Annotated in this window: 15 protein-coding genes and 1 tRNA gene; 10 read left to right on the top strand and 6 right to left on the bottom strand. The window is 60.9% G+C overall.

The features are described 5' to 3' along the window. Positions 1–21: 21 nt before the first annotated feature. The 5 genes from ACTRWK_RS12025 (at position 22) to ACTRWK_RS12045 (ending at position 6,438) form a co-directional block, all read left to right on the top strand. A complete protein-coding gene (locus tag ACTRWK_RS12025; protein WP_037944053.1) occupies positions 22–1,788 on the top strand; it encodes an ATP-binding protein in 1,767 nt (588 codons plus the stop codon). Further along, positions 1,785–3,014 carry a sigma-54-dependent transcriptional regulator gene (locus ACTRWK_RS12030; RefSeq protein ID WP_037944055.1) on the top strand — a complete coding sequence of 410 codons (1,230 nt, stop codon included), beginning with the start codon at positions 1,785–1,787 and terminating at the stop codon, positions 3,012–3,014. Before ACTRWK_RS12025 ends, ACTRWK_RS12030 begins: the two co-directional genes overlap by 4 nt. Before the next feature lie 248 nt (positions 3,015–3,262). After that, the gene (locus tag ACTRWK_RS12035; protein ID WP_005853033.1) at positions 3,263–4,264 is read left to right on the top strand and encodes a DctP family TRAP transporter solute-binding subunit; all 1,002 of its coding nucleotides are present in this window, start codon (positions 3,263–3,265) and stop codon (positions 4,262–4,264) included. A 112-nt stretch (positions 4,265–4,376) separates the two neighbouring features. Beyond that, a complete protein-coding gene (locus ACTRWK_RS12040; protein WP_037944057.1) occupies positions 4,377–5,057 on the top strand; it encodes a TRAP transporter small permease in 681 nt (226 codons plus the stop codon). 4 nt (positions 5,058–5,061) lie between these two features. After that, positions 5,062–6,438: a TRAP transporter large permease gene (locus ACTRWK_RS12045; RefSeq protein ID WP_009826801.1), complete on the top strand. Its 1,377-nt coding sequence runs from the start codon at positions 5,062–5,064 to the stop codon at positions 6,436–6,438. A 100-nt stretch (positions 6,439–6,538) separates the two neighbouring features. Here ACTRWK_RS12045 and tpiA read toward each other — a convergent pair whose 3' ends face one another. The 5 genes from tpiA to rimK form a co-directional block, all read right to left on the bottom strand. Further along, on the bottom strand, positions 6,539–7,288 hold the full coding sequence (gene tpiA / locus ACTRWK_RS12050) for a triose-phosphate isomerase (RefSeq protein ID WP_289081785.1): 750 nt from the start codon (positions 7,286–7,288) through the stop codon (positions 6,539–6,541). Positions 7,289–7,387: 99 nt separating this feature from the next. Beyond that, complete coding sequence (locus ACTRWK_RS12055) at positions 7,388–7,732, bottom strand: HesB/IscA family protein (protein WP_005853040.1); 345 nt, start codon at positions 7,730–7,732, stop codon at positions 7,388–7,390. 138 nt (positions 7,733–7,870) lie between these two features. Further along, complete coding sequence (locus ACTRWK_RS12060; protein ID WP_184582287.1) at positions 7,871–9,082, bottom strand: glycerophosphodiester phosphodiesterase family protein; 1,212 nt, start codon at positions 9,080–9,082, stop codon at positions 7,871–7,873. A 126-nt stretch (positions 9,083–9,208) separates the two neighbouring features. Then, positions 9,209–9,571: an SUF system Fe-S cluster assembly protein gene (locus ACTRWK_RS12065; protein ID WP_005853043.1), complete on the bottom strand. Its 363-nt coding sequence runs from the start codon at positions 9,569–9,571 to the stop codon at positions 9,209–9,211. Between the two features lie 86 nt (positions 9,572–9,657). Further along, a complete protein-coding gene (gene rimK, locus ACTRWK_RS12070; protein ID WP_037944061.1) occupies positions 9,658–11,040 on the bottom strand; it encodes a 30S ribosomal protein S6--L-glutamate ligase in 1,383 nt (460 codons plus the stop codon). 230 nt (positions 11,041–11,270) lie between these two features. Between rimK and tgt the strand changes: the two genes are divergently transcribed. The 4 genes from tgt (at position 11,271) to ACTRWK_RS12090 (ending at position 16,834) form a co-directional block, all read left to right on the top strand. After that, positions 11,271–12,398 carry a tRNA guanosine(34) transglycosylase Tgt gene (tgt, locus tag ACTRWK_RS12075; protein ID WP_037944062.1) on the top strand — a complete coding sequence of 376 codons (1,128 nt, stop codon included), beginning with the start codon at positions 11,271–11,273 and terminating at the stop codon, positions 12,396–12,398. Positions 12,399–12,503: 105 nt separating this feature from the next. Beyond that, the gene (locus ACTRWK_RS12080) at positions 12,504–13,601 is read left to right on the top strand and encodes an alkene reductase (protein WP_037944063.1); all 1,098 of its coding nucleotides are present in this window, start codon (positions 12,504–12,506) and stop codon (positions 13,599–13,601) included. A 295-nt stretch (positions 13,602–13,896) separates the two neighbouring features. Beyond that, entirely contained in the window at positions 13,897–16,308 is a 2,412-nt protein-coding gene (gene lon, locus ACTRWK_RS12085) for an endopeptidase La (protein WP_005853049.1), read from the top strand. A gap of 160 nt (positions 16,309–16,468) precedes the next feature. Next, on the top strand, positions 16,469–16,834 hold the full coding sequence (locus tag ACTRWK_RS12090; RefSeq protein WP_289081786.1) for an HU family DNA-binding protein: 366 nt from the start codon (positions 16,469–16,471) through the stop codon (positions 16,832–16,834). A 201-nt stretch (positions 16,835–17,035) separates the two neighbouring features. Here ACTRWK_RS12090 and ACTRWK_RS12095 read toward each other — a convergent pair. Continuing rightward, positions 17,036–17,111, bottom strand: a tRNA-Val gene (locus ACTRWK_RS12095). A 370-nt stretch (positions 17,112–17,481) separates the two neighbouring features. Here ACTRWK_RS12095 and ACTRWK_RS12100 point away from each other — a divergent pair. Continuing rightward, a complete protein-coding gene (locus ACTRWK_RS12100) occupies positions 17,482–18,291 on the top strand; it encodes a crotonase/enoyl-CoA hydratase family protein (protein ID WP_009826810.1) in 810 nt (269 codons plus the stop codon). Positions 18,292–18,298: the final 7 nt, after the last annotated feature.

Genomic DNA, 18,298 nt, shown 5'->3' on the forward strand with positions numbered 1-18,298 from the left:
AATAACGCCATGACCTCCGGAATGCGCCGCCGCGTCGCGACCTTTGTGCTGTTTCTGATCACCGTGTCGGTCCTCTCCGGCGGGGTCTGGCGCTATGCCTATCTGCAAGGGCTGGACCAGCTGCGCGCGCGGGGGCAGGCGGATCTGTCGCTGGTCAGCGACCGTCTGGTCGGGCAGTTGCAGCGGTACCGCGATCTGGCGGTGTTTCTGGCGGATCACCCGCAGGTGGCGCAGGTGCTGGACCGGCGTCCGGCGGTCGAGGCGCAGGCATTTTTGCAAGAGGTCGCGGATAAGACCACGGCGCTGGATGTGCAGGTGCTTGACCGATCCGGCGATGTGATCGTCGCGGCACTTGGCGCGGAAGCGGTGCGGGTGCCACGGGCGGATCAACGCTTTGTCCTGCGGGCCTTGCGCGGTGCACTTGGATGGGGGCACGGCCCCGCCGCGCCCTTGACCGACCGCGCCTATTTCCACGCCGCCCCTGTCTTCGCGCCCGACGGGCAGGTGCGCGGTGCCGTTGTGGTGTCGACTGATCTGAACGGCATCGATTATGACTGGCGCGGCAGCAATCCGGCGGCGTTCTTCACCGACACCGACGGGGTCGTCCAGATCGCAAACCGGTCAGAGCTGCTGTTCTGGGCGCGTCCCCGTGCGGCGCAGGGGCTGGTGCCGCCAGATGGTGCGGCGCTGGATTTCGCGGTGTCTGACGTGCGCGGCCACGAGATCTGGCATATGGGCTGGGGGCCGTATCTGCCCGACGCCGCCTTGCATCTGACCCGCGCCTTGCCGGTGGTGGGGATGACGGGCGAGGTGCTGCTGGATATCGAGGGCGCGCAACGTTTGGCACGGGCACAGGCGGCGGCGGTGGCAGCGCTTTGCCTTGCCTTTGGCGCGCTGCTGTTTCTCGCGACCGAGCGCCGCCGCGCCCTGTCAGAGGCGAACGCGGCGCTTGAGCGGCAGGTCGCCAAACGCACCGCCGCCCTGAACGCCAGCAACACCGAATTGCGCCGCGAAGCGACCGAGCGGGAAGAGGCGCAGGCCGCACTGCGCCGCGCGCAGGCGGATCTGGTGCAGGCGGGCAAGCTGTCGGCGCTTGGCCAGATGTCGGCGGGCATCAGCCACGAGCTGAACCAGCCGCTGATGGCGATCCGGTCCTTTGCAGAAAACGCGGTGCAATTCCTTGAGCGTGACCGCCCCGACAGGACGGCTGAAAACCTGACCCGCATCTCGCAGATGGCCGACCGGATGGCGCGGATCATCCAGAACCTGAGGGCCTTTGCGCGGCAAGAAAGCGTGCCGCAGACCCGCGTGGATGTGACCCGCGTGGTCGCCAGCGCGGTGGAGCTGACCCAAAGCTATCTGCGCGACGCGGGCGTGACCCTTGACTACCAGCCCGCCAATGCCCCCGTCTGGGTGCGCGGCGGCGAGGTGCGCTTGGGGCAGGTCTTTGTAAACCTCATCACCAACGCCGTCGATGCCATGAGCAGCAGCGACACCAAACGGCTGAGCATCACAATCGATCCCGCCGACCCCGTGCGGGTGCAGTTCCGAGACACCGGACCGGGGATCGAGATGCCAGACAAGGTGTTCGACCCGTTCTACACGACCAAATCCGTGGGGGGCGGTGCCGAGGGTGCGATGGGGGGCATGGGGCTGGGGCTGTCGATCAGTTACGGGATTGTGCAAAGCTTTGGCGGGGGGATCCGTGGCACCAACCTTGACGCGGGCGGTGCGATGTTCTCTGTCACGCTGGAACGCGCCGATACGGGCGAGGAGGGGCAGGCATGAGCAGAACCGTTCTTTTGGTCGATGATGATGCCTCTGTCCGCGAGGCGCTGGCGCAGACGCTGGAGCTTGCCGATATTGATGTTGTCGCCGCGGGGTCGTTCGTGGCTGCCAAGGATAGGATCACCGAGCGGTTCGATGGCATCATCCTATCGGACATGCGCATGCCCGGGCGCGACGGGTTTCACCTGCTGGCCTATGCCCATGAACAGGATCCCGACCTGCCGGTGATCCTGCTGACAGGCGAAGGCGACATCCCCATGGCCGTGCGCGCGATGGAGGCAGGGGCCTTTGATTTCCTTGAAAAACCCTGCGCCCCCGCCGCGCTGGTCACTGTGATTGAACGCGCACTGAAAACCCGCGCGCTGGTGCTGGAAAACCGTCGGCTGCTGCATATCGTGGAAACCGGCGATCCGGCGGCGCGGATGATTTTCGGGTCGTCGGATCTGTCAGAACGGCTGCGCGACAAGGTGCGGCGCGTGGCGCAGGCCAATGCCGAGGTGCTGGTCACCGGCCCGTCGGGCTCTGGTATTTCGAAGGTGTCAGAGGTGATCCACCTATCCTCGCGCCGCTCCAAAGGGCCCTTCGTCAAACGTGCTGCCGCGGGGCTTAGTCCCGATGATGTGAGCGATGCGCTGCACGCCGCCTCGGGCGGGTGCCTGTTTCTGGACGAGGTCGCGCAGCTTCCCGCGCAGACCCAACTGAGCCTGATCGAAGCGCTTGAGCAGGTGCCAGATGTGCGTCTCATTGCGGGCAGCGCGCGGGAGCTACAGTCATTGGTGGCCGAGGGGCAGTTCCACGCGGATCTCTATTACCGGCTCGAGGTCATGACCGTGCGCATCCCGTCGCTGGCTGAACGCCCCGAGGATATCGCCACGATGTTTCGCCGCTACGTCGATCAGGCGGCAGAGCAGTCGGGCGTGCAGCCGCCCGAAGTGACGCCGCAAATGATCGCGGGGCTGATGGCGCGGGACTGGCCCGGCAACGCGCGCGCGCTGATGTCAGAGGCGATGCGCTTTGTCATGGGGGTCTCGGACGAGGTGACGCCGGATGCGAACCTCGGGCTGGCGGACCAGATGGCGCAGGTGGAACAATCCCTGCTGCGCGCGGCCTTGCGCCGTGCCGAGGGGCAGGCGAGTGCGGCGGCGCAGGCGCTGAAACTGCCGCGCAAGACCTTCTATGACAAGCTGGCCCGCTACGGGATTCGGCCCGAGGACTTTCGCAGCTAGCCTGTGCGGATTTTCGCACAACTGCGCTGCGTGCTGTGCGGTAATCCGCACAGCTAGCGTGTGGCGGGTTGGTTTGTAACCTTAACTAGACACATCAACGCTTTGATAAATAACATATTTAACGCGATCCTCATCTTTCAACCTCTCTTCCTTGTGAGGTCGGCGAAATAACGCTCTAGTAACGCCACCGCATTTGGAACGACCGGATGCCGAGACTTGAAAAACAGTTCTCTGGGAGGAGACATCACATGAAATTCCTGACAACCACTCTGGTGGCTATGACCCTTTCCGTAAGCGCCGGTGCTGTTGCCGCGGCGTGCGACGATGGCGAAGTCGTCATCAAGCTGAGCCACGTGACCAACACAGACCGTCACCCCAAAGGCATCGCCGCGTCCTTGCTGGAACAGCGCGTCAATGACGAGATGAACGGCAAAGCCTGCATGGAAGTGTTCCCGAACTCCACGCTGTACAACGATGACCAGGTTCTTGAGGCGCTGCTGCAAGGCGACGTTCAGATGGCCGCGCCGTCGCTGTCGAAGTTCGAGCAGTTCACCAAGCAGTTCCGCATCTTCGATCTGCCCTTCATGTTCAAGGACATCAACGCTGTAGACGAGTTCCAGAACTCCGAAACCGGTGTTGCGATGAAAGAATCCATGACGCGCCGTGGCCTGCTGGGACTGGCGTTCTGGCACAATGGCATGAAGCAGATGTCGGCGAACAAGCCGCTTAACGTGCCGTCGGATGCCAATGGTCTGAAATTCCGCGTGCAGAACTCTGACGTGCTGAAGGCCCAGATGGCGGCAATGGGCGCATCGCCCCAGCCGATGGCCTTCTCGGAAGTTTACGGCGCGCTGCAAACCGGCGTTGTCGACGGTCAGGAAAACACCTGGTCCAACATCTATGGCCAGAAGTTCTTTGAGGTGCAGGACGGGACAACCGAAACCAACCACGGTGTTCTGGACTACATGCTTGTGACCTCCACCGACTGGTGGGACAGCCTGGACGCCGATGTGCGTGACCAGCTGGCGACCATCGTTCAGGAAGTGACCGACACCCGCAACGCGGAATCGTCCAAAGTGAACGCCGAAGCCAAACAGGCGATCATCGATGCCGGTGGTGTGGTCCGTGAACTGGACGACGCGCAGCGCGAAGCCTGGGTCACCGCGATGAAGCCCGTCTGGGAAGAGTTCACCGCAGACGTCGGTCAGGAAAACATCGACGAAGCCCAAGCGATCAACGCTAAGCACTAAACCCTGTTCTGCCCCGTCTGGCGACGGACGGGGCATATCACTTGCGTCAGGCCCCGACATGCCCCGCGGCGTGCGGGCCTGATCCACTCTCCTCTCACAGCGGAGCATTCCCATGTCACATGGTGTTCAATCTCATTCTGCGCTCGGGCGCATTGTCAACGAGCTTGAGGAAACGGCGATTGCCATCATCCTTGGTCTGATGACGCTTATCACCTTTATCAACGTCGTCCTGCGCTATGGTTTCAACACCGGCATCATCTGGGGGCTTGAAGCGGTGACCTTCCTTTTCGCCTGGCTGGTGCTGTTTGGCATGAGCTATGCGGTCAAGGTCACGGCGCATCTGGGGGTGGACGCGGTCGTGAACCTGTTTTCGCTGCCCAAACGCCGGGTGCTCGCGCTGGTTGCGGCAGTGATCTGCGTGGTCTACGGGGCCTTGCTGATGAAAGGCGCGTGGGATTACTGGGCCCCCTTTGCGGGGCTGGACGCCACCACGGGCCGCTGGTTCCCCACAGGTTTTGCCGATAGCCGCGATCAGGCGTGGTATGAAACCGTCGATATCCCCATGCCGGATTGGCTGCGCTTTATCGAGCCGATCATGAACGAGGGCGAAACCTACGGCAAACTGCCACGGTTCATCCCCTATTTCATGCTGCCCTTCGGTATGGCGCTGCTGTTGTTCCGTTTCATCCAGGCCGGTGTGCGTGTCTTTACCGGGCAGGCCACAGCGCTGATCGTCAGTCACGAGGCCGAAGATGATATCGAAGCCGTCAAACACATGAACGCGGAGTCCTGAGCGCATGGAAGTCCTTATCCTATTTACCATGATCGTCGGGCTGATGTTGCTGGGCGTTCCGATTGCCGTCAGCCTTGGCTTCTCGTCGATCGTCTTTCTGCTGGTGCTGTCCGACAGCTCGCTTGCGTCCATCGCGCAGACCTTCTTTCAGGCGATGGCGGGGCACTACACGCTGCTCGCGATCCCGTTCTTCGTGCTGGCGTCGTCCTTCATGTCGACGGGCGGTGTGGCCAAGCGGATCATCCGTTTCTCTATCGCGCTGGTCGGACATTTTCCGGGTGGTCTGGCGATTGCGGGTGTTTTTGCCTGTATGTTGTTCGCCGCCCTGTCGGGATCATCGCCCGCCACGGTGGTTGCCATCGGGTCCATCGTGATCGCGGGGATGCGGGAAACCGGCTACACCAAGGAATTCGCCGCCGGTGTCATCGCCAACGCGGGCACCCTGGGCATCCTGATCCCGCCGTCCATCGTGATGGTTGTCTATGCCTCTGCCACGGATGTCTCTGTGGGCCGGATGTTCCTTGCGGGCGTTATCCCCGGACTGATGGCGGGCACCATGCTGATGCTGACCATCTATATCATGGCGCGGGTCAAGAAGCTGCCACAGGGCGAATGGCGCGGCTGGGGCGAGGTCTTTGCCTCGGGGCGTGAAGCGGGCTGGGGGCTGATGCTGATCGTGATCATCCTTGGCGGTATCTATGGCGGTATCTTTACCCCGACCGAAGCCGCCGCGGTGGCTGCTGTCTATGCCTTCTTCATTGCGGCCTTTGTCTATCGCGATATGGGCCCGCTGCACGTCGAAGGCGAGGGGCGCAACCTGTCGCTGATGCGCAAGCCCTTGGCGCTGGTCACTGTCTTTTTCCACCGCGATACCCGCGATACGCTGTTCGAGGCCGGCAAGCTGACCGTCACCCTGATGTTCATCATCGCCAACGCGTTGATCCTAAAGCACGTGCTGACTGACGAGCAGATCCCGCAGCAGATCTCTGCCGCGATGCTGAGCGCCGGTTTCGGGCCGATCATGTTCCTGGTCATCGTCAACGTGATCTTGCTGATTGGCGGGCAGTTCATGGAGCCGTCGGGCCTGTTGATCATCGTCGCCCCGCTGGTCTTCCCCATCGCGATTGAACTGGGCATCGACCCGATCCATCTGGGGATCATCATGGTGGTGAACATGGAAATCGGGATGATCACCCCGCCGGTGGGTCTGAACCTCTTCGTGACCTCGGGCGTGGCGAATATGCCGATGATGAATGTGGTCAAGGCCGCGCTGCCCTTCACCGTGGTGCTGTTCATCTTCCTGCTGATGGTGACCTATATCCCGGTCATCTCGACCTGGCTGCCGACCCTGATGATGGGGCCGGAGATCATCACCCGCTAGGGCGAGACATTACAAGGGAAACGAAAAAGGCGGCGCACCCCATCGGATGCGCCGCCTTTTTGTCTATGTCATGCTGTGAGTTTATTTGGCAAAATGAAGATCACGCGGCAGCGAGCGCCTGAAGGATCGGGACGAAATCAGCGGGTGTAAGGCTCGCCCCGCCGATCAGGGCACCGTCCACGTTGTCGACCTTGAAGATCTCCGCCGCGTTGTCCGGTTTGACCGAGCCGCCGTACAGCAGCCGCAGCGCGTCGCTGACATCCGTGCCGAAGCGTTCGGCCAGTGTTGCGCGGATGACGTCATGCACCTCGACGATCTGGTCAAGCGTCGGGATTTTGCCGGTGCCAATCGCCCAGATGGGTTCATACGCGACGACGGTATTCTCGCCGGTGCAGCCGTCGGGCAGGGAGCCTGCAAGCTGTTCGGCGATGACATCCAGGGTGGTACCGGAGCTGCGATCCGCCTCGCTTTCGCCGATGCAGATGATGGCCGTCAGCCCCGCGTTCCAAGCGGCCTGCGCCTTGGCCGCAACGTCGGCATCCGTTTCGCCATAGGCATCGCGGCGTTCGGAATGGCCGAGGATCACATAGGTCGCGCCGACCTCCTTGATCATCGAGGCAGAGATATCGCCAGTGAAGGCACCTTTCGGCTCTGCGTGGCAATCCTGCGCGCCGATGGCAACGGGGGTGCCTTGGGCCTTGGTGACCGCTGACAGAAGGTAGGGGGCGGGCGGGCAGATCACCGCCTCTGCACGGGTGCTGTCCATCGCGGCGGCCACTTCGGCCAACATGTCCAGACCGGCCAGCGTGCCGTTCATCTTCCAGTTTCCAGCGGCAAGCTTGCGGCGCATATGCATATCCTTCATGTGGTTTTTCAAAGGGATACCAGCGCCACCCCGACAGGGCAACGGCAAGCTGCGGTCACGCCCCGCCAGCGCGGCGCGATACCGTTAGCCGAATTTGATGGATTCGCCGCAGCCGCAGGCTTCGGTCACATTGGGATTGCGGAACTTGAAGCCGGATTCCAGCAGCGAGGTTTCATAATCGATCTCGGTGCCGAAAAGGAACATCTGCGCCATTGGCGCGATCATCACGCGCGCGCCGTCCTGTTCGACGACCTCGTCATTGGCGTCGGCCTCGTTCACATACTCCATCGTATATTCCATGCCGGCGCAGCCACCCTTCTTGATGCCGATGCGCAGACCGGCGTGGCCGGCGGACGTCATCAGCTTGGTGATCTGATTGGCGGCTTTGGGGGTGATGGTGACGGCTTGCTTGCCTGGGATTGCGAACATGCTGAATACTCCTGTTACCGACAAGATAAGGGCTTTGGCAGGGTTTCTCAAGCGGGGGGATGCACAATAGCGAAAGGCCGCCCCCGAAGGGACGGCCCATGTCGTCATGCGCGATTGCGCCGGATCAGACCCCGTAGGTTACAGACCCATGCAGTTGGCATAGTAGGTGACGGTTGCGGGCCAGTCAGAGAAGACCCCCTTGACGCCAGCGTCCTGTGCCAGCACGTCCAGCGCGACCAGATAGTCGCTGTCGTCGGTGATGATGTCGCCAACGGATTGGAAATACCAGCCACCGCCCGTGGACAGCGGACCGGAGCGTTCGAGCGTCCAGGCGATCAGGTTCAAACCGGCTTCGCTGGCTTTCTTGGCATAGTCAGAGGCGGCCAGAGCGCCGTCTTTGTTGGTCAGAAGCATGTTCAGCGATGGGGCCAGGTACTGCACGCCTTGCTCTTTCAACTGGGCGAAATCCTGTGTCCAGGTGCTGGGGTCCTGTTCGTCGAAACCTTCGCTCCATTCCACGAGATAGACGGCCTGTTTGCCGAACTCTGGCTCTGCCTTGATCCAGTAAAGCACGTCATCCAGGTTGAACGACTGCGCCCAAACGTCCGAGGCAGGGATGCCCGCGGCTTTGTATTCGTCGATCATCTTCTGCGCATAGTCTTCCTGGCTGAAGCCGTCATGGGGCATCTCGACCGAAGGGGACTTGAGCTCGGGGGTGAATTTCGCACCGAGGGATTTGAACAGCTCGATCGATTCCGCGTGGGTCATCAGATCGGCACCGTCGCTGTACAGCTGGGTGCGGAAGCTGGCCACGCCGCCCTGATAGTCTTCGGCGGTGGTGGCGGTGGCGTCGGCGCTGTCCATCTTGGGCGTCAGGGTGCGGAACTCTGCCAAGGTGATGTCCGAGGTGCGGCATTCCGCGCTGGCACCTTCTTCGCCCGCAGCCGCGGTGAAGCCGGTGGTGCATTTCTCGGCCAGATCGGAGACGAGGATATTGGTGGTGGTGTGCAGATCGTTCTGCGCGTGACGGCAGACCAGTTCGTGATCGGCGGTAAAGGTCACGTCGCATTCCAGAATGCCTGCACCCTGACGGGCGGCGGCAACGTTGGACTGTACGGTATGCTCGGGGAACATCAGCGGGGCGCCGCGGTGCCCGATGGAGAAATCGGATTTGGACGCGGTCTGGCCCATGCAGGACGCCAGCTTGTCCTTGAGGTCGCCATCGGGAAGCTTGTCCACCAGATAGGCAGGACGGGCACCGTATTCGACAGGGACGGGGGTGCTGTGGGCGTCGGCCAGCAGCGCGGTGGGGGCCAAAGCCAAAGCTGTAAGGGCAGTAGTTAGTCGCATGATCGCTCCAAATAAAATCATCTGGCAGCGGTGTGGCTACCCTATGTTACAATGATGCGACCATTGCGTGAAACTCATGTAAAATCAACCGGGACGTGAAATGCGCCCCGGTTTCAGCCTATTGGCTTACATGAAGCCCAGTTCAAGACGGGCTTCGTCAGACATCATATCCATGCCCCATGGTGGCTCCCAGACCAGTTCCACGTCGACGGTTTTCACGCCGGGCAGGGGTTCGACCGCATCGGCGACCCAGCCGGGCATCTCGCCTGCAACGGGGCAGCCGGGCGCGGTGAGGGACATCTTGATGTTGACCTCGTTTTCCGCGTTGATGTCGATCGTGTAGATCAACCCCAGCTCATAGATGTTCACTGGAATCTCAGGGTCATAGACAGTGCGGCAGGCTTCGGTGATCTGCTCGTACAGCGGATGATCCGTTGACGAGGGCGCAATCAGAGGGGTGCCTTCAAGAGGTTGTGTGCTGTCGGTCATCAGGGCCTCGCTCCTTTTTCTTATCGTTTATATAGGGATTGCAGCGGGCACCGTCCAGAGGGCGGACCCGCGAACCACTGCAGAACTTAGGCTTTGCGCTTGCGCACCGGCTGCGGCTTTACCCGCGCTTCGATCATATCATAGACCATGCCGACAATATCCTTGCCGGTGGCTTTCTCGATCCCTTCGAACCCGGGAGAGCTGTTGACCTCTAGCACCTTTGGCCCGCTGTCCGACCGCAGCAGATCCACACCGGCAGTGCCCAGACCAAAGGCCCGTGCCGCGCGCAGGGCGGTGTCGCGTTCAACCTTGGTGATGCGCACGACCTGAGCGGTGCCGCCACGGTGCAGGTTGGAGCGGAAATCGCCCTCCGCGCCGGTGCGCTTCATCGCGGCCACGACCTTGCCATCCACCACAAGACAGCGCAGATCCTCGCCCGCGGCTTCCTTGACGAAATCCTGCACAAGAAAGTTTGCCTTGAGCCCGCGGAAGGCATCAATGACGGATTCCGCGGCCTTCTTTGTCTCGGCCAGCACAACACCTTTGCCTTGGGTGGATTCCAGCAGTTTCACGATGAGCGGCGCGGTGCCGACCAGTGCCATGAGGTTCGACGTGTCCTTGGGCGAGGCGGCAAAAGCGGTGGTCGGCATGCCGATTTTCTTCGACGCCAAGACCTGATGCGCATGCAGCTTGTCGCGGCTCGACAAGATACCGGCAGAGCCGTTGACGCAGTAGGTCCCGATGGTTTCGAACTGCCGGATCACCGCGCAGCCATAGGGCGTGACCGAGGCACCGATCCGCGGGATTACCGCGTCATAGCGCGGCAGACGTTTGCCATCGTAATGCACTTCGGGAGCCATGGCGTTGATCGCCATATAGCAGCGGGTGGTGTCGATCACTTCGACAGTATGGCCACGGGCCTCGCCGACTTCGACCAGACGCGAGGTGGAATAGTTGCTGGCTTCACGGCTCAGCACGGCGACCCGCAAAGCGCGTTTGGGCGCGCGGTGGCGCACAGCGGCGGTATGGTAGACGTCATAGCTCAGATCCGGTTGCAACCGTTTCTCGGTGGGCGAGATGGTGATGTGATCTGTCAGCGCCTGACGGCCCAGCAACATGCGGCTGGTCATGCCCGCACGGTTGGTCAGGGTCACGTCAATGGGCCAGCTTTGCCCTGCGACATCCATCTTGGTCGAGATGACATAGCGCAGCTCTGCCTCGCCATTCGACGAGGTGACCTCGCGCCGGTCAATAATGGGCGCGGAGCATGTGATGGTGATGTCTTCGTTGCCGGCCACAGGATGCACGTTGAACCGGACCTTGGGCTTGGAGGCGGGGCCAAAGACTTCGATGTCATGGGCGTGCAGCGCCGATGTGCGCGCGCCGGTGTCGATCTTTGCCTTGATCGCGGGAAGCCCCAATTCGGGAAGGGCGACCCATTCTTCCCAGCCAAACGTCAATTCTTGCATGTCACGCACTCCGGCACAGCTAAATCATCCCGCCGCCTAGCAGGTCGCCTGCGTCTACTCAAGCCACGACACGGGCTTCCAAATGGCATAAATCCCGGGGTCCGGGGCAGCGCCCCGGCGGTTCCGGCTGGACATAGCGCAGATTTACGGTGCTTCCATGACAGCCTTGTGGAACGCGCGGCTAAACTGCGCGATTGCGCCTATGCGGGGGACATCTTATAGCCGCAGTCATGAAAAAATTCTCGTTCGATCTTCAGGCCCGCGATGGTGCGGCGCGTACCGGTGTTATCTCTACCCCGCGGGGCGATATTCGCACGCCGGCTTTCATGCCTGTGGGCACGGCCGCCACGGTCAAGGCGATGATGCCCGAAAGCGTCGCCGCGACCGGTGCGGACATCCTGCTGGGCAATACCTATCACCTGATGCTGCGCCCCACTGCCGAACGGATCGACCGTTTGGGCGGGCTGCACAAGTTCATGAACTGGGACAAGCCGATCCTCACCGATTCCGGCGGGTTTCAGGTGATGAGCCTGTCGGGGCTGCGCAAGCTGACGGAAAAGGGCGTGACCTTCAAAAGCCATGTGGACGGGTCGAAACACGAACTGACCCCCGAACGGTCGATGGAGATTCAAAAGCTGCTCGGCTCCGATATCGTCATGTGCTTTGACGAATGTCCCGCGCTGCCTGCGGATCGCGCGCGGATCGCGGACTCGATGCGGATGTCGATGCGGTGGGCCAAGCGCAGCCGCGAAGCCTTTGGCGACCGTCCGGGCCATGCGCTCTTTGGTATCCAGCAGGGCGGGCTGGAACGTGACTTCCGCGAGGAAAGCGCCAAGGCCCTGATCGACGTGGGCTTTGACGGCTACGCTGTGGGCGGCCTTGCCGTGGGCGAGGGGCAAGAGGCGATGTTCGGCTGTCTCGATTTTGCCACCGATATGCTGCCCGTGGACCGGCCGCGCTATCTGATGGGGGTGGGCAAGCCGGATGATATCGTCGGGGCCGTGGCGCGCGGCATCGATATGATGGACTGCGTTTTGCCCTCACGCTCTGGCCGGACGGGGCAGGTGTTCACGCGTCACGGCGTTGTGAACATCAAGAACGCACGCCACGCCGATGACCCGCGTCCGCTGGACGAAGCCTGCACATGTCCTGCGTGCTCGAACTACAGCCGCGCCTATCTGCACCATGTGTTCCGTAGTCAGGAAATGATCTCTGGGATGCTGCTGACATGGCATAACCTGCATTATTTCCAGGAAATCATGGCGGGTATGCGCGACGCGATTGCGGCGGGGACATTTGACGCTTGGCAGGCTGATTTTCATAGCCAGCGCGCCCAAGGCGACATCGACCCGCTTTAGGAAAACCCTGCGGTGAATGGAATAAACCTTCCGCCCCGTCCTTGCGATGACGGGGCGGAAGGTTAGGTGCTGTAGACAAGAAACAACACCGCAAAGGAGTTTTCCATGACCGAGGCATTATTCACCCCCCTGAAGGTCGGCGGCATCGAGGCCGCGAACCGCATCGTGATGGCCCCGCTGACCCGCAGCCGCGCCAATGACGACAGTGGCGAAGTCGGCGACATGCACGTCGAATACTACGCACAGCGCGCCGGTGCCGGGATCATCATCACCGAAGCGTCCCAGATTAGCGCCGAAGGCAAAGGCTACATCAAGACCCCCGGCATCTACACCGAAGGGCAGGTTGCTGCCTGGAAAAAGGTGACGGACGCGGTGCACGCCAAGGGCGGCAAGATCGTGATCCAGCTGTGGCACGTGGGCCGGATCAGCCATGTGGACATCCAGCCTGACGGACAAAAGCCCGTCGCCCCCTCGGCCATCGCGGCAGAGGTGAAGACCTTTACCAAAGACGGTATGACTCCGACATCTGAACCACGCGCCTTGGAGTTGGACGAGATGCCGCGCATTGTCGCCGATTATGTCCACGCAACCAAGATGGCGCGCAAGGCAGGCTTTGACGGGGTCGAGGTCCACGGGGCGAACGGCTATCTGCTGGACCAATTCCTCAAGACCTCAAGCAACAAACGCGATGACGCCTATGGCGGGTCGGTCGAGAACCGCGCGCGGCTGCTGTTCGAAGTGCTGGACGGTGTTGTAAACGCATGGGATGGCGATCACGTCGGCCTGCGCCTGTCGCCTTTCTCGCCTGCGAACGGCATCGCGGATGATGACCCGCAAGAGACGTTCACCTACGTCGTGGATGCGCTGAACAAGTACAATCTGGCCTATCTGCACATGGTCGAAGGCTCGACCGGCCAGTCGCGCGATCTGGACAGCGGCGAAGACCTTGGCAAGCTCCGGTCGCTGTTCAACGGCGTCTACATGGCAAATAACCTTTATGACCGCGACATGGCGATCGATGCCGTGGCCAGCGGCAAAGCTGATCTGGTTGCCTTTGGCCGGCCCTATATAGCCAACCCCGATCTGGCAAAACGGCTGGAACTTAACGCACCGCTGAACGAGGGGGATACGAAAACCTTCTATGCCGGTGGCGAAGAGGGCTATACCGATTATCCCTTCCTCGAAGAGGTCGCGGCAGAGTAAGCTCGCTAAACGCGAAAAAGCACATTTCCGGCCCGTTTTTTGTCATTCGGGCCGGTTAACCATGGTTCTTGGCGGTTTTCGCGGATAATCATACGATCCGCGCTTGTCTGTCCGCCGGTGGCGGTTCATTCTAGGGTGACCCTCACGCCAGATGGCCCGCATACGAACGGATCACAGCATCATGGGGATTGAAACAGGCGGGTAGGGTCCCCAGATATCCTACTCAGAACAGGAGATGAACGAACGGTCGCCTAAGATAGGGGCCAGTGTCATCTTGCAGTATAAGGAAAAGAGCATGTTAGAGCCTCTGAACGCGTCCTACCCGGTATTGCCTTTGCGCGATATTGTGGTGTTCCCCCACATGATTGTACCGCTTTTCGTGGGCCGCGATAAATCTGTTCGCGCCCTTGAAGAAGTCATGGCCGATGACAAGCAGATCCTGCTGTCGAGCCAGATTGACCCCGGCGTGGATGACCCCGATTCCGATGGTATTTTCAACACCGGCGTCCTGGCGAATGTCTTGCAACTGCTGAAGCTGCCCGACGGCACCGTAAAGGTGTTGGTCGAGGGGCAGGCGCGGGTGCGCATCACGGAATACCTTGAAAACGATAGCTTCTTTGAAGCCTCTGCCGAATATCTGACGGAAGAGCCCGGTGACGAGACCACCACTCAGGCGCTGCTGAAGTCCGTCGCCGAAGAGTTTGAGCGTTATTCCAAGGTCAAGAAGAACGTCCCCGAGGAAGCGCTGTCGGCGGTGACCGAAGCGTCCGAGCCTGCACGTCTGGCCGATCTGGTCGCGGGGCATCTCGGCATCGAGGTCGAGCAGAAACAAGACCTGCTTGAAACCCTGTCCGTCTCCGAGCGGCTCGAGAAAGTATACGGGCTGATGCAGGGCGAAATGTCCGTTCTGCAGGTCGAGAAAAAGATCAAGACCCGCGTCAAATCCCAGATGGAGAAGACGCAGCGCGAGTACTATCTGAACGAGCAGATGAAAGCCATTCAGAACGAGCTTGGCGATGGTGAGGATGGCAAGAATGAAGTCGCCGAACTGGAAGCCCGCATCGCGGACACCAAGCTGAGCAAAGAGGCCAAGGAAAAGGTCGACGCCGAGCTGAAGAAGCTCAAGAACATGTCGCCCATGTCTGCCGAAGCTACTGTTGTGCGCAACTACCTCGACTGGATCCTGTCGATCCCGTGGGGCGTGAAGTCGCGCACCAAGAAAGACCTCGCCAAGGCACAGCAGGTGCTGGATGATGATCACTATGGCCTTGAAAAGGTTAAAGAACGCATCGTTGAATATCTTGCCGTGCAACAACGGTCCAGCAAGCTGAAAGGCCCGATCATGTGCCTTGTCGGCCCTCCCGGTGTGGGTAAAACCTCGCTCGGGAAGTCTGTTGCCAAGGCGACGGGGCGCGAGTTTATTCGCATCTCGCTGGGGGGCGTGCGTGACGAATCCGAGATCCGCGGTCACCGTCGGACCTACATCGGCTCCATGCCCGGCAAGATCATTCAGGCGCTGAAAAAGGCGAAAACCACGAACCCGCTTATCTTGCTCGACGAAATCGACAAGATGGGTCAGGATTTCCGTGGCGACCCTGCGTCGGCCATGCTTGAGGTGCTTGATCCGGAACAGAACGGCACATTCGTCGACCACTACTTGGAAGTGGAATACGATCTGTCGAATGTCATGTTCCTGACCACGTCGAACAGCTACAACATGCCCGGGCCTTTGCTTGACCGGATGGAGATTATCCCCCTGTCTGGCTATACCGAGGATGAAAAGCGCGAGATCGCGAAACAGCACCTTGTGGCCAAGCAGGTCAAGAACCACGGTCTGAAGGCAAAGGAATTTGCCATTGAAGACAGTGCGTTGACCAGCATGATCCGCTACTACACCCGCGAGGCCGGCGTGCGGAACCTTGAGCGCGAGATCGCCAAGGTTGCGCGGAAATCGCTGACCAAGATCGTCAAGAAGGAAGCCGACGAGATCACCGTAACGGGCGACAACATCGAGGATTTCCTCGGCGTGAAAAAGCACCGCTACGGCTTGGCAGAGCTTGAGGATCAGATCGGCGTCGTGACCGGATTGGCCTATACTTCGGTTGGGGGCGAATTGTTGCAGATCGAAGCCCTGCGCCTGCCGGGTAAAGGTCGGATGAAAACCACCGGTAAGCTTGGCGATGTGATGAAGGAATCCATCGACGCGGCCAGCAGCTATGTGCGGTCGATCAGCCCCAAGATCGGGGTGAAGCCGCCCAAGTTCGACACGCTGGATATCCACGTCCACGTGCCCGATGGTGCGACGCCGAAAGACGGCCCCTCTGCCGGTCTGGCAATGGTGACATCGATCGTGTCGGTGCTGACCCAGATCCCCGTGCGCCGCGATATCGCGATGACGGGGGAGGTGTCCTTGCGCGGGAATGCGATGCCAATCGGCGGCTTGAAAGAAAAGCTGTTGGCGGCGCTGCGTGGTGGGATCACAACGGTTCTCATCCCGACCGAGAACGAAAAGGATCTGCCGGATATCCCGGATAACGTGAAAGAAGGGTTGACCATCATTCCCGTCAAACACGTGTCCGAAGTGCTGAAACATGCGCTGGTCCGCGAGCCCGAAGCGATCGAATGGGATCAGGAGGCAGAAGATGCCGCCGCAGCCGCCGCGCTGGCCCGTCGCAACGCTGCAGGCGATAGCGCCACAGCGCATTAAGCATCGATCAAACCGACATCAGGCCGCCCTTCGGGGCGGCCTTTTTCGTGGGCGCGTCCCCGATTTTCGCGCAGGGCTGCGTCATCCCCAAGCACCGCTGGATTTCCCCCGGTGGCCCCGCTAGGGTTTGATGAAACCTCCCCAACGGACGAGACGTCAAATGGCCACGCCCAAGAAAACCTCCACGCCTAAACCAGCCGCACCCGACACCGCCGCAGCACCCGCTGTGGTCGAAGCACCGCGCCCTGTGATCCTCGGCCCCGTGATGCGCAAGAAAGAGCTGATCGACACAGTGGTCGAAAGGTCGGGCGTGAAAAAGCGCGATGCGAAACCCGTCGTTGATGCCATGCTCGCCGTATTGGGCGAAGCACTGTCGGACAGCCGCGAGCTGAACTTGCTGCCGTTCGGCAAGCTGAAAGTGATCAACGAGAAAGAGCTGAAAAACGGCAAGATGATCCGCGTCAAAGTGCGGCAGGTGACACAGGGGCAGGGCGGCGGCGATACCGCTGATCAACCCGACGACTGAGGGCGAAAATCGCTCAAGATCTCCGGCGTAAATTTGCGACGCCCGCAGCAGCCCTTCACCTTGGTGAGGGGCTTTGTCGTATCAAGGTCTTTGCCTTGCTGATGCCACGGGCCGCGCAGGCAATCCCTTGACATCAAACGCATAAAACCCTGTCGCCGTCGGCGCAGGTTGCGTTGGTAGAACTGAATTGTATTGGTGGAATGGTGGGTCGTGAGAGGCTCGAACTCCCGACATCTTCGGTGTAAACGAAGCGCTCTACCAACTGAGCTAACGACCCGGTAGCGCTCTACTACCCCAAGGTTCAGCCGGGGTTCAACCCCATTTTTGCCGCCCCGGTGATTATTTTCGATTTTTTTCTGACGGTGCCCCGGATTGGCGCGGATTCACACGGTAACATTGCGTTTTCAAACGGTTTTGCCGCCTCCGGCAGATTGCGACGGGGCGAATCCCTGCGCCTCCGTTGCCCTTGGGGAAGTAACCGCGCTGAAATCGGCGGATGACCGATAGACGGGCTGTGTTTGGCGCGCTACTCAATGCACAGTCACGTAAAAGGTGGGAGAGCCTTTTGCATATATTCAGCAAGCCCTTGCAGCAGCAAGGCACCGGGGCCGACCACAATTGCCGGCCCCATAGGAGGAGGAATTCACATGGCCGTTCAGATTGATCCGACCAGCTACCGTAACCTGGACATCAAGGCGCATGACGATGGCGTCTGGGTGGTGACCCTGAACCGTCCCACGAAACGGAATGCCCTGGACATCGACACGATCGAGGAGCTGGTCACCTTCTTTTCCGCCGCACCGCGCGCTGGTGTGCGTGCAGTGGTACTGGCTGGCGCGGGGGATCACTTTTGCGCCGGGCTTGATCTGATCGAACACCATGACGAAGACCGCAGCCCCGCCGATTTCATGCACGTCTGTTTGCGGTGGCACGAGGCGTTCAACAAGATGGAATACGGCGGCGTGCCCGTGATTGCCGCATTGCAAGGGGCCGTTGTCGGCGGCGGGCTAGAGCTTGCCAGCTCTGCCCATGTGCGGGTGATGGACCAAAGCGCGTATTTCGCACTTCCCGAAGGCCAGCGCGGGCTGTTCACCGGCGGGGGGGCTACGATCCGTGTGACCGATCTGGTCGGCAAGGCGCGGATGATCGACATGATGCTGACCGGGCGCGTCTATCAGGGGCAAGAGGCCGTCGATCTGGGCCTCGCGCAGTATATCGTCGAAGGGTCCAGCATGGACAAGGCGATGGAACTGGCGCGCAAGGCGGCGCAGAACCTGCCGCTGTCGAACTTTGCGATCTGTAGCGCGGTGAGCCATATGCAGAATATGTCGGCAATGGATGCCGCCTATGCCGAAGCTGTGGTCGCCGGTGTGGTCAATACGCAGCCTGACGCACGCGCGCGCCTTGCGGCCTTTGCTGACAAAAGCGGCGCGCGGGTGCGGCCCAACGCGGAATAAGAACCGA

Source organism: Sulfitobacter sp. G5_S2_6_S6 (genome assembly GCF_054968505.1).

Coding starts and splice junctions, on each gene's coding strand:
- ACTRWK_RS12025 (WP_037944053.1), top strand. CDS start 22: ATGCGCCGCCGCGTCGCGACCTTTGTGCTGTTTCTGATCACCGTGTCG.
- ACTRWK_RS12030 (WP_037944055.1), top strand. CDS start 1,785: ATGAGCAGAACCGTTCTTTTGGTCGATGATGATGCCTCTGTCCGCGAG.
- ACTRWK_RS12035 (WP_005853033.1), top strand. CDS start 3,263: ATGAAATTCCTGACAACCACTCTGGTGGCTATGACCCTTTCCGTAAGC.
- ACTRWK_RS12040 (WP_037944057.1), top strand. CDS start 4,377: ATGTCACATGGTGTTCAATCTCATTCTGCGCTCGGGCGCATTGTCAAC.
- ACTRWK_RS12045 (WP_009826801.1), top strand. CDS start 5,062: ATGGAAGTCCTTATCCTATTTACCATGATCGTCGGGCTGATGTTGCTG.
- tpiA (WP_289081785.1), bottom strand. CDS start 7,288: ATGCGCCGCAAGCTTGCCGCTGGAAACTGGAAGATGAACGGCACGCTG.
- ACTRWK_RS12055 (WP_005853040.1), bottom strand. CDS start 7,732: ATGTTCGCAATCCCAGGCAAGCAAGCCGTCACCATCACCCCCAAAGCC.
- ACTRWK_RS12060 (WP_184582287.1), bottom strand. CDS start 9,082: ATGCGACTAACTACTGCCCTTACAGCTTTGGCTTTGGCCCCCACCGCG.
- ACTRWK_RS12065 (WP_005853043.1), bottom strand. CDS start 9,571: ATGACCGACAGCACACAACCTCTTGAAGGCACCCCTCTGATTGCGCCC.
- rimK (WP_037944061.1), bottom strand. CDS start 11,040: ATGCAAGAATTGACGTTTGGCTGGGAAGAATGGGTCGCCCTTCCCGAA.
- tgt (WP_037944062.1), top strand. CDS start 11,271: ATGAAAAAATTCTCGTTCGATCTTCAGGCCCGCGATGGTGCGGCGCGT.
- ACTRWK_RS12080 (WP_037944063.1), top strand. CDS start 12,504: ATGACCGAGGCATTATTCACCCCCCTGAAGGTCGGCGGCATCGAGGCC.
- lon (WP_005853049.1), top strand. CDS start 13,897: ATGTTAGAGCCTCTGAACGCGTCCTACCCGGTATTGCCTTTGCGCGAT.
- ACTRWK_RS12090 (WP_289081786.1), top strand. CDS start 16,469: ATGGCCACGCCCAAGAAAACCTCCACGCCTAAACCAGCCGCACCCGAC.
- ACTRWK_RS12100 (WP_009826810.1), top strand. CDS start 17,482: ATGGCCGTTCAGATTGATCCGACCAGCTACCGTAACCTGGACATCAAG.